Below are 12,425 nucleotides of genomic sequence, written 5' to 3'. Positions count from 1 at the left end.
GATCCGCTGACAGGTCCCCCGTTCAATCCATTTGACCTGTCAGCAACTCCCGCAAGATTGGATGGGGAAACGACCGTGTTACGGTCACCGCGTAAAACGCTTCAAAGATCTGCAAATCAAAAGGGGCACTTTGCAGGAGGCCGGCAGCAATCTCGTCGGCCATGACGACCGGCGGGGCAATGGCGATGCCCACATCAGCCCGGGCGAGCAGCCGGACCATGGCCATGTCGTCAACATCCGCTACGATGCGCGGGGTGATGCCAAGCCGGGCCACCAGGCTGTCGAAACCTGTCCGGATTGAACTTTCATCGGGAACAATCAAGGGCTCGTCGCTCAAGAGCTGATGCAGCGTCTTTCCGGCAATCCGCTCCGGCGTTCCGTGAATGGTGACTTTCTGTTCAGCCAGCCGGTGTGCCGTAAAGTCTCCGGACAAGGAGCTGTCCGGCGGGTCCGTGGTCAGGACGATGTCCAGGGCGAGCGATTCCAGCGCCTCCAGCAGGACTGAGGCGCTGCCGGACCGCAGGGTGAAGTCGACTTCTCCGCTGGACAGCAGCGGCTTTAAAAAGCGGATCTGAAAGTTCCGCGAAAGGGTCGATTGGGCCCCGACCCGCAAGGGTGGGGTGGATTGACTGGACCGCTGCAGCGTTGCGATCAGCTCTTCTCCAGTCCCGAAGATCCGGTCGGCATGATCGAGCACAATCCGTCCAACTTCGGTCAAGACAAGCTGACGCCCGGACCGCTCGAAAAGATCATGGCCGAGCCGGGCCTCCAGTTGACGGATTTGAGTGGAGAGCGCGGATTGTGACAGATTCACCCGCTCCGCAGTCCGGGTGAGGTTGCCCTCATGCGCCACTTCCCGGAAATAACGCAAGTGGTGGTAGTTGAGGTTGTCCATCGGTTTCCAGCTCGCTCAAACCATCAATAGTTCTATTAAATAGAACGATAAATAATAAAACATATATTTTTTATTCTCTTCGAACTGCGTCATAAGCCCCCGGACCACGCTTTTTGACAACAACCGAGGCCGGAATGGACATTTTCTTTGAGATCATCACGACGCTTGCAGCGCAATTTCAAAAGCCGACGCTGGCGTTTTTGATGGGCGGCATGCTGATTGCCGCAATGGGCAGCAAGCTGGAAGTGCCGGAGCCGGTCTACAAGTTCGTTGTTTTGCTGCTGTTGTTGAAGGTCGGTCTGGGTGCCGGGATTTCTGTCCGCTCCGCGGATGCCATGTCGCTCGCGGTTCCGGCGATCTGTGCCGCGCTCTTGGGCGTCGTAATTGTCGTCTTTGGCGGCAAGATCCTCGCCATGTGGCGGGGCGTTTCGAACGCGGATGCCATGGCAACGGCCGGTCTGTTCGGCGCGGTCTCGGCCTCGACGCTTGCCGCTGGCATGGCGATGCTCGACAGCGAAGGCATCTACTATGAGGGCTTCATCGGCGCGCTTTACCCGTTCATGGATGTTGCAGCGCTGGTGACTGCAATTTTCCTGGCGCGGATGAGCGCCGAGCGGCGGGCCGCCGGCACAGTCCAGTCTGACGGCACGGCGACCATGTCTTCCGGCGGTGGCGGCTTCGGTTTTGGCGGCGGTTTTGACGGCCAGCTTGCCAAAGGCATTATTGTTGACACGATCAAGAGCCCGGCCATCTCTGCCCTGCTGCTTGGCATCGGCATTGGCCTGCTGGCCCGGCCGGAAGCGGTCTATGAAAGCTTTTACGAGCCGCTTTTCCGGGGGCTTCTGTCCATCTTGATGCTTGTCATGGGTATGGAAGCCTGGGCCCGGTTGTCGGAGCTGAAGAAGGTTGCTCATGCCTATCTGATCTACGGCCTGACAGCGCCGCTGCTGCACGGCTTGCTTGGGTTCGGCATGGGTCTTGTTGCGCACCATTTCACAGGGTTCTCTGCCGGCGGCGTCGTACTGCTCTCGATCATGGCGGCCTCCAGCTCTGACATCTCCGGTCCGCCGACCATGCGGGCGGCCCTGCCTGAGGCCAACCCGTCCGCTTACATCGGGTCCTCGACCGGGCTTGGGACACCGGTGGCGATCTTGAGCATCCCGCTCTTCATCACCCTCGCGGAGCTGGTCATCGGGTTTTAAGGGGAAAGCAAAGAAAGCTTTTTAGCGGGCACCCGGACAAAAATCCGGGCGCCCGTTTTGATTCAAGCGAAGAAAATATTGACAATAAATATGTCAATATGACAAATATATTGTCATGATAAAAGCACGGCATCAGAATTCTAATGAACTCTATGAGGTGATCCGGTTGATCCGGCCGGTGCACAGGCGATTGGCGCGGGCTGTTGAGGCAAAGCTGGACGGCACCGGCGTATCGGTCGGCATGCGGGCTGTCATGGAAATGCTGGAAGAGGCCGGGGCCTTGTCTGTTCCCGATATTGGCCGGTCTTTGTTTCTGGCCCGACAGCAAATTCAGCTGATGGTCAACGAGCTGGAGCAGCTCGGGCTTTTGGAGCGGCGCCCCAACCCTGCGCACAAGCGTTCGCCTCTTTTTGCTCTGTCAGGGCGCGGCCTGGATGTTTTCGGCGAGATCCGCTCAAAGGAAAACGATGAGATCGATGCCGTCAGCGCACATTTTTCCAAAGAGGAGGTTCAGGCAGCCCAACAGGTTCTGTGCGCCATGCTCGATCACTTTGCAGAATTTGAGGACGACCCTAACCGCCCGCGCGGTCTGGAATGAGTTTGTTTAGGAGTTCGATATGTCTTTTTTGACTTTAGCCGTGAGTGGTCTGGGGACCTTGGTGCTATGGGCCACCGGCTATTTTTTCTGGGTTGTCTGGATTTCAAGCAAGGCGACCATTGGAAAACCGATCGACCGGGCGGCGCGCCCGAACACAGCCTTGCTAGTGATTGATGTCCAGGAAGACTTCACGCGCAATAGTCCGAAACCTTATTCGGAAGACGCACGGACCCGCGGCATTGCGCGCATCAACCGGGAAATCGAGGCAGCGCATGCTGCCGGTCAAGAGGTCATCCTGATCAAACAGGTGTTTCGCCACTGGCCGGCCATTCTGGCCATGAAACTACTGATGCGTGGCATTGGCACGCCGGGACGCAAGGGGCTGGCGTTCGACGAGGATCTGAAGGCTGGCAATGCGCCCGTTTTCGAAAAGCCGATCGGGGATGCGTTCTCTAATCCGGAGCTGGACGCCTATCTCGCGGAGAAAAATGTCGGTCACCTCCGCCTGACCGGCCTCGATGCCTGCCAGTGTGTCCAGTTTACTGCCAAAGGGGCACTCAACCGCGGCTATTCCGTTGAGATCATTGAACCGGCAACCATGACCGTCACGCCGGAAAAGTGGGGGACTTTCAAGAAGGAACTCGAAGCACTTGGCGCGCAGGTTATCAGAGACGCCGAACAAGCCGCTTGACATTGCCTGAAAGTTCGCGCATCAAAAATGCCATGACCAACCTGAGCGCATCCTTCGTGTATTTTTATTACGTCACCGACATATCGGCGGCTGCGTAGGATCTTGCTCTGACAAATCAAACCTAAAAAGCCGCCGCGTCAGGCGGCTTTTTGGTTTTCAAGATACCGGCCCCTGGCGGGAACTTCCCAAAAGACCCAGGAAGCCGAAAATGACCAAACACATGATCGAAGCCGGAAAACCGGCGACTAAGCTTAAATCGGAAGCTCTTGCCGTGCTTCTGGAGCGCGGGCTCGTGCATCAGTCCACCGATCTGGAAGCTCTCGACAAGCGCCTCAACGACGGTCCGATCACCGCTTACGCCGGGTTTGATGCAACAGCGGCCAGCCTTCACGTCGGTCACTTGATGCCTTTGATGACCTTGCGCTGGCTGCAAAGACTGGGCCACCGGCCGATCGTGGTTCTGGGCGGGGGCACCAGCCAGGTTGGGGATCCGAGTTTCCGCAAGGACGCACGCCCGCTTCTGGAGGAACGCCAGATCGAGGCCAACATGGCGACCATCCGCCGCTCGGTGGAACGTCTTGTTGATATGGACGGTCCGGAAGGGGCGCTGCTGGTCGACAACGCGGAATGGCTGAACGAGTTCCGCTTCCTTGAGTTCCTGCGCGATTATGGATCTCAGTTCACCGTCAACCGGATGATGACCTTCGACAGCGTCAAGTCGCGGCTCGATGCCCAGATGCCGCTGACGATCCTTGAGTTCTGCTACATGATGCTGCAGGCCGTGGACTTCCTGGAACTCGCCAAACGCCACGACTGCGTTCTCCAGGTCGGCGGCTCCGATCAGTGGGGCAACATCGTCAACGGTGTCGAGCTTGGCCGGAGAGACGGCCGCAAGCTGCACGGTCTGACCGTCCCGCTTCTGACAACGGCCAATGGGTCCAAGATGGGTAAGACCTCAGCGGGCGCTGTCTGGCTGCATCCGGAGCATCTGTCGCCGTTCGGCTTTTGGCAATTCTGGCGCAACACGGCGGACGCCGATGTCGGCAAGTTCCTGCGTCTCTTCACCGAACTGCCGATGCGCGAAGTGGAGCGTTTGTCGGAGTTGCAAGGTGCGGAGTTGAACGAGGCCAAGAAGATCCTTGCAACGCAAGTCACCGCCATCGTGCATGGTCCGGAAGAAGCGCGTGTGGCGCTGGAGCAGGGCGATGCCTTGTTTTCAGGCGATGCCGAGTTGACGGAACCAACCCACACAATGGCCCTGTCCGTCTTGGCTGAAGGGGTCGGTCTTCTGGAGCTTGTGGTGGCAAGCGGCTTCGCCGTTTCCAACGGTGAAGCCCGGCGCCTTGTGGAAGGCGGTGGTGTGCGTCTCAACAACCGGGTGGTTGATGATGCGCGCCGCCGGATTTCTTCCGGCGATCTTGGTGCCAATGACCGCCTGTCCCTGTCTGTCGGCAAACGGCGCAAGGCGCTGATTGGCTTCGAGTGATCTTGCGCAACGGTGCCCCGAAAAGACCGGGGCACCGTCTGTCATTCTCATCAGGTCCCGGTTTTTCTCCGGGCCCTGAATTCGGTTACCGGCACACCGCCGACCCCCCAGTTCTCGAGGGGGACCTCCTCGATGACGACAAACGTCGTGGCGGGCTCCTTGTTCAGGACGTCAACAAGCAGATCCGTCGTACCTTTGATCAAGTCGGCTTTTTGTTCTTTGCTGACACCTTCATCCGTCACTTGAATATGCACATAAGGCATCTTTAAACGCTCCCGGATTGGCGCGGGATGATCTGAAAAATCTTCGCCATGATCTGCCAGCGCCCACCGTCACGCACGAAGGTCAGGAAATCGACGAAGTCGTTGTTCCCGATTGAGCAACGAACACGGGCAAAGGCTGTGTTGGCCCCAGCCAGCTGGATTTCGTCAATTGCGTCTGTGCGCACTTCCCCGCGCGAGGCCGGGGATTGGCGTGCGGCAACCACCGGAACATAAGCATCCATGGTCCGGTGAAGCAGCGGTGCTTCATCGGCGGTCGCATAGACCGCCTTTGGATGAAACACTGTCTGCAAGAGATCCGCGTCGCAGCGGTACAGCGCTTCGAAGTAATCCGCGATCACCGCCTGAAGTTCATTGAGGGCGGTACTCATGCGGCCAGCCCTTCTTCCTGCAGCGTTCGCTGCGTGGCGGGCCGGGCCTTGATCCGGTTCACATAGTCTGTCGTGCGTGGCCACTCGGTCAGCGCTACTCCGATAAAGCTCGCCCAGTTCAAGATGACGAAGGCATAGGCATCGGCAACAGTGAAGGTCTCACCGAGAAGATACCCGCTGTCATCCGAGAGCATGCCTTCGAACTGGGAAATCTTCTTCTTCAAGACGGCGAGATTACGAGCACTCTCCTCTGCCGTGAAAGTTTTGCCTGAGAAGTACGGGCTGAAGGCCTTGTGCAACTCGGATGTTAAAAAGCTGAGGGCTTCCAGCATCCGGTATTTCTGAAGTGCGGAGGTTCCACCCTGGGGCCCAAGCTGGGGAAACTGTTCGGACAGCCAGGTGAGAATGGCGACGTTTTCGGTCAAGACCGCGCCATCTTCAAACTTCAAGGCCGGAACGTAGCCCCGAGGATTGATCTGCGCGTAGGCCGCGCCGCTTTCGGTTGTGCCGGCATCCGTATCGACCTTTTCAAGCGTGTAGGGAACGTCTGCCTCGTTGAGGAGAATGTGCGCTGCCATGGAGCAGGCGCCTGATTTGTAGAAGAGTTTCATCGGGTGGCTCCTTCTGGTTCCGATGACCGGAAGATGCTCACGTTGGTTTCTGTTGACAATATGGTAACTGATGGTAACTCCTATTATGAAGTTACCGCGAAGAAACTTGTTGCATGTTGGCGGTTGGTTGGAGATCTTGCTATGGTACTGAAAATGCGAAAGAATAATAGCCCACAGCCACCCGCGCCATGCCTGTTGACTGAGTGCATGCAGGTGATCGCCGGGGCGTGGGCCCCAAACGTCATTTGGTGTTTGAGAGCGGGACCGAGGCGGTTCAGCGAGCTTCGGGCTGACATACCGCCGGTGTCGGCGAAAGTTCTGTCGGCACGGCTGAAGGAGCTGGAGGAGCGGGACGTGATCGTCCGCCATGTCCGCCCGACATCGCCGCCGTCCGTTGAATACGAGTTGACAGAGATTGGCCAGGAGCTGATCCCGGCCCTGGAGGGCATCGTCCGTGTCGGGCACAAACTTAAGATCCGCAGCGGGTACTATCCGTCAGAAGCGGAGGCCGATGCAAATCTGGCGCAAGCGCTGGAACCTGCGTGATTGATCAATGGTTGTCGCCTGGTCGATTTGAAAAACTTATCCACGCTCTGCAAACCAGCCGTATACTTCCTCCCGTTCCTGTCCCACGGGGCCGAGGCCGGACCGTCCGTTCGAGGTGGCAGGAACCGGAGGTTGGGCGCTTTTTTGAGGTAACGGATCAAGAAACGCGCCGTCAGCAATCAGCTGGTTTTTGGACTGCCGCCGGGTTCCAGACGGGGGCAGGTCAGACCGGAAGAGTTTCTTAAAGATCATCGGGCGCTGCCAGGGCCTGGTGTTTGTCCAAGAAAGACAAGACTGCTGGCCGGGAACAGCCTTCGGGTAGGCGTGCTGCCTTGCCAATCTAACCCACTCTTTACTCTTCGCTCCGGCAAGTCCGGCGCGCCTGCCGTCCCGTTCGTTTCGAACGGTATTCTGATCGCCAAAACGCCGGAGGGAGACCTCGCGGCGGGTTTTGTGCTGGTGATTTAAGTCTATCTCTGCTGTCCCGGTCTCCGAGCCGGGACCGACCGATTGAGGTTTGGTCCCGGATCAGGTCCGGCACTGCAAAATACTCAAGTCTGCAAACTGTCTCCCCGCGCGAACGGGAGTGAAGACCCAGGGTCTATTCGCCGTCCGACTTCTTGCTTGAGGTTGCGGGGGTTAAACCGAAGCTCGGCAAATGAGTGGTCCCGACTATCCGCAGCTTGTCATCTAGCCGTGTGGATCCACAGCCCAAAGCGTCAGCTTGTCCTGTTTTCCGGCAGCTTCATATGCAGGCAGAACGCGTATTGGCGTCCTGAGGATATCTGGAAGTCTTTTGACGAGATCGTCCGATAAAACGATCTGTTCGCCCAGATCGCGGGCAGCGCTTTCGATCCGGGCGGTGGTGTTCATGGTGTCGCCGAGCAGGGCGATTTCTTTTTTCCAATCGCCGATTTCACCGGCAGCCACCTGGCCGCAATGGATGGCAATGCGAATGCGCGGTTCCGTATCGTATCTCGTCCTGTAAAACGACGCCCGGCGATCCAGGATGCGATGCATGCCAAGCGCGCAGTTGAGACTGGCACCATTCTTCACACCCTTTTCAAGTGGCCAGGTCACAATTACAGCATCGCCGATATAGCGATGAACATCGCCGCCGGTCTTGTAAATCGGGTCTGCAAACTCCTGCGCGACATCGCTCAAAAATGCATGGAACTGAAGTTCTCCAAGGCGTTCTGCAAGCGCGGTTGACCCAACAAGATCGGCAAACAGCACCACACGGTTTTCAAGTCTTGGGCGGGCATACCGGCCGGTGATAAGTGCAGTGGTGGCTTCCGTCCCCAATAGGCGGGAGATTTCAATACCGCTGGAAAACGCAAAGGCGATCGCCGCGGAAATCGCAAAATTCTCAATGAAATGCGTATCGAGGTGCTGCCACGGTTGGCCGAAGAGCCAATTGGGCAAGCTCATGCCGGCCAAGATGCAGACGCACCAAACAATTGTGCGAAGCAGCAGGAGCTGCCAAAGCGGCATCTGCCGGGCCATTCTCAGGCGGGAGTTGGAAAAAACAAAAAACTCAGAGCAGGAACAACTGAAGCCGATCAGGACACCGGTGAGCATGCCGACACTCACATCCGTGATCAGGCTTTGCTCACCTGCGCGAAGCAAGCCGATAAATAGCCCAACGATGGCTGAGGCCAGCGAGATCCAGGCAATCGCATGCAGTGTTCTGATTTGCCAGTTCTGAAACATTGCAACATCCCACTCGGTGTCCGCCTATGTGTATAGGCGTTTGCCAGGCAGAAGAAAAACCCCGCCATCCCTTTCGGGAGGCGGGGCCAAGGGAAGATCTCGCGGGGAACGCGAAGGTCTTTTCTTCCTGCTTGTTAGTTCGTGCCGGCTACAGCTCTAATTGGCCTGCAGCCGGGATCTGATTTCCTTGCGAAGTTCGTCGATCGGCGACTTCTTAGACCCTTCTTTTGTATGCCAGAAGGTCCAGCCGTTGCAGGCCTCCTGGCCCTGCACCAACGCGCCCACCTTGTGGATCGAACCGGTGTGGTCGCCGGATTTCAAGGAGCCGTCTGCCCGGACGATCGCCAGATGCTTGCCCTTGGAACAGGTCAACTCGGCGCCCGGCTCCAGCATGCCGTTTTCCAAAAGCGTACCAAACGGGATGCGCTTTTGGGCCCGCTTGCCTTGCTGCATCTCAAGCGCTTTTTCGTCACCCGGCTGGATTACCGCGATCCGGGCTGTTGCCGCATCGATGTAATCCTGCTCGCGCTCCACACCTACATAGTTGCGGCCAAGTTTGCGTGCGACAGCACCGGTGGTGCCTGTGCCGAAGAACGGATCGAGCACAACGTCGCCCGGTTTGGACGAGGCGGTCAGCACCCGGTAGAGCAGGGCTTCCGGTTTCTGGGTCGGATGCACTTTCTGGCCATCCTTGCCCTTCAGCCGTTCCGAACCGGTGCACAGCGGCAAATGCCAGTCGGAGCGCATCTGCAGATCTTCGTTGAAGGTCTTCAGTGCGTCGTAATTGAAGGTCGGCTTGGCATCCTTGGATTTCGTCGCCCAGATCATGGTTTCGTGGGCATTGGTGAACCGCTTGCCGCGAAAGTTCGGCATCGGATTCGACTTCAGCCAGACGATGTCGTTCATGATCCAGAAGCCGAGATCCTGAAGGATCGCACCCACCCGGAAGATGTTGTGATAGGAGCCGATTACATAGAGCGAGCCGTCCGGCTTCATCACCCGGCGCGCTGCCAGCAGCCAGGCGCGGGTGAAGGCGTCGTAGGCCTCAAAGCTCTCGAACTGATCCCAGTGATCGTCGCAGGCGTCGACCTTGGACTGATCCGGCCGGTGGAGGTCGCCGCCCAGCTGGAGATTGTAGGGCGGATCCGCAAACACCAGGTCGATAGACCGGGACGGCAGCTTCTCAAGGGCGGCCACGCAGTCGCCCTTCAGGATCGTGTTCAGCCAGGAAGCATCAGCTTCCGTCGAAGATGTTGGATGGGGTGCCACAGGGGACACCCCGGTACGCAGTACTCTCATTGCGACGCAATACCTCACGCAATTTCGAGTGTCATGGTTACCGCTTTTGGTAAATCAGGCGTTAAGCCGTCAGAACAAAAATTACCGTTGAATCAATGCTTTGTTTACAATGGTAAAACCTAAATGAGAAGTTAATAGGCTCAGCCGACCGAAAACGCCAGAATTCTGCTGATTTCATTGAGAGAACGACCGGAAGTTGATTGCCAATGGTTAAAGGCTTCCTGGATTGCAATCAGATTTTTTTTCGACATGGACTCATTCCCAATGACATTTTCACGGATTAGAGCGTTAACCACGTCCCGGGAGAGGATGAATGTCTCCTTTCCCATGAAGCGAAGCGCATACTGACCGGAGTTGCCACCAAGCCGGCTGCCGCGCTTCTTTAAAATATCCATCAGGCCGATTTGATCCTCGACAGGATACCGGGCAAAGAACTTCGAAGCGCTGCCGTGGGCTTCGGCCAGATCCCGGAGGAATATCGCATTAGCCTGGACGGACTTGATCTTCATGGCATTGCGCACAATGGCCTTGTTGTTGAGAAGCGCCTCAAAAGCCTCATCCGGCAGGAAGGCGAGACGGGCCGTATCAAAACCTTCAAAGGCTTCTTCGAAGCCCGGCCACTTCTTCTCAATCACTTTCCATGAAAATCCGGCCTGAAAGATCGTTTTGGTGAACATGGACAGCCAGCGGTCATCCCCGATCGTCTCCAGGTCTTCCGGTGTCTTCGGACCATTGTGTTCGGCCAACAGGGCGGAGAGCTGAGCTGCGCCGCCTTTTTTCTCGATTGCCAACGCTTCGATGTCTTCAAAGGATTTCATAAAACCGTCCCGGCAAGTTTCTAAATTCAATCAGATAAGGGGATATCCCTATCACAGGGATGGATGCCCTCGTGTGTGCGAAAATAATTTCTTCGTGTGCAAAAATATTCATTATCTGAAGCTGCACCTATTGACCGCGCGCGCATCTGGCGAGACTGTTCAAGGATAACAAAAATAAGGATGATCATATGACCAACTCGATCCACAGAGCCTTTCAACAACCGGCCCGACCAACCCGCCTTGCACCATCGCATCCTTTGCAGGTTTTCAGCGATCCCAAGGAAGCCGTCGCGCGGTTGATTGAAATTTTTGAGGCGAACACGGCCTTCTTGAGGAAGCATTTTCAGGCGCTTCTCGACGGGGAAGAGCCGGAACATCGGGTGCGGGCCTTTTATCCGCAGGTTCAGATCGTCACCGACAGCCATATTCGCCATGACAGCCGCTTGTCCTACGGTTTTGTCTCCGGGCCGGGGCGTCATGTTGCGACCATTACCAGGCCGGACCTGTTCCGCCATTATCTGGAGACACAGCTGTCGCTTCTCATGAAGAACCACGAGGTGCCGGTTCTGGTTGGCGATAGCGATATGCCGATCCCGTTGCATTTCGCCTTTTATGACGGAACGCACGTGGAAGGCGGTGCCGCCGCGGCGAGCCTCAACCGGCCGCTGGCAGACGTCTTTGATCTGCCGGACCTGACCGTAATGGACGATTCCATCGCCAACGGAACCTATGAACCGGCCGATGGCGAAATGCCGTTGGCTTCTTTCACGGCACCCAGGGTCGATTACTCCCTCCACCGTTTGCAGCACTACACGGCCACAGCGGCGGAGCATTTTCAGAACTACGTGCTCTTCACAAACTATCAGTTCTACATCGATGAATTTTGCCGCATGTCTCAGGACTATCTGGCGGATCCGGACAGTGGTTATGAGGCCTTCGTTGGGCCAGGCAATCTGCTGACAAAGGCCGGTGAAACAGCGCCTTGCAGCGGAACAGAACCGGCAAAGCTTCCGCAAATGCCAGCCTATCACCTGAAACGGGCCGACGGCAGCGGCATTACAATGGTCAATATCGGCGTCGGGCCGTCCAACGCGAAGACGATCACCGACCATGTGGCAGTCCTGCGTCCGCATGTCTGGCTCATGCTCGGGCACTGCGCGGGCTTGCGCAACAGCCAGACCCTCGGGGACTATGTCCTTGCGCATGGTTATGTGCGCGATGACAATGTTCTTAATCAGGATTTGCCGATTTGGGTGCCGATTCCGCCGCTTGCAGAAGTGCAGGTTGCCCTCGAAGACGCGGTTGCCGAAATCACCGGATATGACGGGTATGAGCTAAAGCGTGTAATGCGGACCGGCACGGTCGTCTCGCTCGACAACCGGAACTGGGAACTTTGGGATCAGCCGGAGCTGGTCAAACGCTTCTCGCAGTCGCGGGCCATTGCGCTTGATATGGAATCGGCGACCATTGCCGCCAACGGCTTCCGCTTCCGTGTGCCCTATGGAACGCTTTTATGCATCTCCGACAAACCGCTTCACGGCGAGCTGAAGTTGCCGGGCATGGCGACGGACTTCTACAAGCGCCAGGTCGCCCAGCATCTGGAAATCGGTATTCGCTCTCTGGAAAAGATGCGCCAGATGCCTGCCGACCGCCTGCATTCGCGCAAACTCAGAAGCTTTGCGGAAACCGCGTTTCAGTAGGCACCCCCGCTGGTTTCAGTCTAACGAAAGCTAGAAGCTAGTCAAACCCATTCCTCTCAGAAGTCATCCTCGGCCGTGTGCCGAGGATCCATTTTCTTCAATAAGTTTTGGATGTTCGGAACAAGTCCGAACATGACGCCCGAGGGGAATTTGACTTTGTCACCAAGCAAAGGCCCCGGATGCAGTCCGGAGCCTTTTTGTTGCCGGTATACAG

The 12,425-nt window shown here is 57.1% G+C and carries 13 protein-coding genes; 6 read left to right on the top strand and 7 right to left on the bottom strand.

Features of this window, described 5'->3' with window-relative positions; translation table 11 throughout:
* Window positions 1-22 precede the first annotated feature (22 nt).
* A complete protein-coding gene (locus ACVDG4_RS10070; protein ID WP_447234946.1) occupies window positions 23-895 on the bottom strand; it encodes a LysR family transcriptional regulator in 873 nt (290 codons plus the stop codon).
* Window positions 896-1,029: 134 nt separating this feature from the next.
* Here ACVDG4_RS10070 and ACVDG4_RS10065 point away from each other — a divergent pair, with 134 nt between their 5' ends.
* The 4 genes from ACVDG4_RS10065 to tyrS all read left to right on the top strand — a co-directional run bounded on the left by ACVDG4_RS10065 (window position 1,030) and on the right by tyrS (window position 4,872).
* On the top strand, window positions 1,030-2,097 hold the full coding sequence (locus tag ACVDG4_RS10065) for a sodium-dependent bicarbonate transport family permease (protein ID WP_420338674.1): 1,068 nt from the start codon (window positions 1,030-1,032) through the stop codon (window positions 2,095-2,097).
* Window positions 2,098-2,212: 115 nt separating this feature from the next.
* Window positions 2,213-2,695 carry a MarR family winged helix-turn-helix transcriptional regulator gene (locus ACVDG4_RS10060; protein WP_447234945.1) on the top strand — a complete coding sequence of 161 codons (483 nt, stop codon included), beginning with the start codon at window positions 2,213-2,215 and terminating at the stop codon, window positions 2,693-2,695.
* Between the two features lie 19 nt (window positions 2,696-2,714).
* The gene (locus tag ACVDG4_RS10055) at window positions 2,715-3,386 is read left to right on the top strand and encodes a cysteine hydrolase family protein (RefSeq protein ID WP_447234944.1); all 672 of its coding nucleotides are present in this window, start codon (window positions 2,715-2,717) and stop codon (window positions 3,384-3,386) included.
* A gap of 208 nt (window positions 3,387-3,594) precedes the next feature.
* Window positions 3,595-4,872 carry a tyrosine--tRNA ligase gene (tyrS, locus tag ACVDG4_RS10050; protein WP_447234943.1) on the top strand — a complete coding sequence of 426 codons (1,278 nt, stop codon included), beginning with the start codon at window positions 3,595-3,597 and terminating at the stop codon, window positions 4,870-4,872.
* 50 nt (window positions 4,873-4,922) lie between these two features.
* Here the strand turns inward: tyrS and ACVDG4_RS10045 are convergent, their stop codons facing one another.
* Genes ACVDG4_RS10045 through ACVDG4_RS10035 form a run of 3 tightly spaced genes read right to left on the bottom strand, consistent with a single transcriptional unit; the run spans window position 4,923 to window position 6,135 of the window.
* Window positions 4,923-5,135: a tautomerase family protein gene (locus ACVDG4_RS10045; protein ID WP_447234942.1), complete on the bottom strand. Its 213-nt coding sequence runs from the start codon at window positions 5,133-5,135 to the stop codon at window positions 4,923-4,925.
* A gap of 2 nt (window positions 5,136-5,137) precedes the next feature.
* The gene (locus tag ACVDG4_RS10040; RefSeq protein WP_447234941.1) at window positions 5,138-5,524 is read right to left on the bottom strand and encodes a nuclear transport factor 2 family protein; all 387 of its coding nucleotides are present in this window, start codon (window positions 5,522-5,524) and stop codon (window positions 5,138-5,140) included.
* Entirely contained in the window at window positions 5,521-6,135 is a 615-nt protein-coding gene (locus ACVDG4_RS10035) for a glutathione binding-like protein (protein ID WP_447234940.1), read from the bottom strand. The genes ACVDG4_RS10040 and ACVDG4_RS10035 overlap by 4 nt, the downstream gene beginning before the upstream one ends.
* A 33-nt stretch (window positions 6,136-6,168) precedes the next feature.
* Here ACVDG4_RS10035 and ACVDG4_RS10030 point away from each other — a divergent pair, with 33 nt between their 5' ends.
* Window positions 6,169-6,681 (top strand): winged helix-turn-helix transcriptional regulator, encoded by a 513-nt coding sequence (locus tag ACVDG4_RS10030; protein ID WP_447234939.1) that lies wholly within the window; start codon window positions 6,169-6,171, stop codon window positions 6,679-6,681.
* Window positions 6,682-7,371: 690 nt separating this feature from the next.
* Here the strand turns inward: ACVDG4_RS10030 and ACVDG4_RS10025 are convergent.
* The 3 genes from ACVDG4_RS10025 to ACVDG4_RS10015 form a co-directional block, all read right to left on the bottom strand.
* Window positions 7,372-8,394: an adenylate/guanylate cyclase domain-containing protein gene (locus ACVDG4_RS10025; protein ID WP_447234938.1), complete on the bottom strand. Its 1,023-nt coding sequence runs from the start codon at window positions 8,392-8,394 to the stop codon at window positions 7,372-7,374.
* Window positions 8,395-8,550: 156 nt separating this feature from the next.
* Complete coding sequence (locus ACVDG4_RS10020; RefSeq protein ID WP_447234937.1) at window positions 8,551-9,693, bottom strand: site-specific DNA-methyltransferase; 1,143 nt, start codon at window positions 9,691-9,693, stop codon at window positions 8,551-8,553.
* A gap of 140 nt (window positions 9,694-9,833) precedes the next feature.
* On the bottom strand, window positions 9,834-10,511 hold the full coding sequence (locus ACVDG4_RS10015; RefSeq protein ID WP_447234936.1) for a DNA-3-methyladenine glycosylase I: 678 nt from the start codon (window positions 10,509-10,511) through the stop codon (window positions 9,834-9,836).
* A gap of 188 nt (window positions 10,512-10,699) precedes the next feature.
* On the opposite strand from ACVDG4_RS10015, the gene ACVDG4_RS10010 reads away from it, so the two are divergent.
* A complete protein-coding gene (locus tag ACVDG4_RS10010) occupies window positions 10,700-12,211 on the top strand; it encodes an AMP nucleosidase (protein WP_447234935.1) in 1,512 nt (503 codons plus the stop codon).
* Window positions 12,212-12,425 lie beyond the last annotated feature (214 nt).

The sequence above is a fragment of the Roseibium sp. MB-4 genome, assembly GCF_053005265.1.
This window is presented reverse-complemented; position numbering and strand designations above follow the sequence as displayed.

Excerpts from the sequence above, each read along its gene's own strand:
- ACVDG4_RS10070 (WP_447234946.1), bottom strand. The coding sequence starts at position 895 with ATGGACAACCTCAACTACCACCACTTGCGTTATTTCCGGGAAGTGGCG.
- ACVDG4_RS10065 (WP_420338674.1), top strand. The coding sequence starts at position 1,030 with ATGGACATTTTCTTTGAGATCATCACGACGCTTGCAGCGCAATTTCAA.
- ACVDG4_RS10060 (WP_447234945.1), top strand. The coding sequence starts at position 2,213 with ATGATAAAAGCACGGCATCAGAATTCTAATGAACTCTATGAGGTGATC.
- ACVDG4_RS10055 (WP_447234944.1), top strand. The coding sequence starts at position 2,715 with ATGTCTTTTTTGACTTTAGCCGTGAGTGGTCTGGGGACCTTGGTGCTA.
- tyrS (WP_447234943.1), top strand. The coding sequence starts at position 3,595 with ATGACCAAACACATGATCGAAGCCGGAAAACCGGCGACTAAGCTTAAA.
- ACVDG4_RS10045 (WP_447234942.1), bottom strand. The coding sequence starts at position 5,135 with ATGCCTTATGTGCATATTCAAGTGACGGATGAAGGTGTCAGCAAAGAA.
- ACVDG4_RS10040 (WP_447234941.1), bottom strand. The coding sequence starts at position 5,524 with ATGAGTACCGCCCTCAATGAACTTCAGGCGGTGATCGCGGATTACTTC.
- ACVDG4_RS10035 (WP_447234940.1), bottom strand. The coding sequence starts at position 6,135 with ATGAAACTCTTCTACAAATCAGGCGCCTGCTCCATGGCAGCGCACATT.
- ACVDG4_RS10030 (WP_447234939.1), top strand. The coding sequence starts at position 6,169 with ATGCTCACGTTGGTTTCTGTTGACAATATGGTAACTGATGGTAACTCC.
- ACVDG4_RS10025 (WP_447234938.1), bottom strand. The coding sequence starts at position 8,394 with ATGTTTCAGAACTGGCAAATCAGAACACTGCATGCGATTGCCTGGATC.
- ACVDG4_RS10020 (WP_447234937.1), bottom strand. The coding sequence starts at position 9,693 with ATGAGAGTACTGCGTACCGGGGTGTCCCCTGTGGCACCCCATCCAACA.
- ACVDG4_RS10015 (WP_447234936.1), bottom strand. The coding sequence starts at position 10,511 with ATGAAATCCTTTGAAGACATCGAAGCGTTGGCAATCGAGAAAAAAGGC.
- ACVDG4_RS10010 (WP_447234935.1), top strand. The coding sequence starts at position 10,700 with ATGACCAACTCGATCCACAGAGCCTTTCAACAACCGGCCCGACCAACC.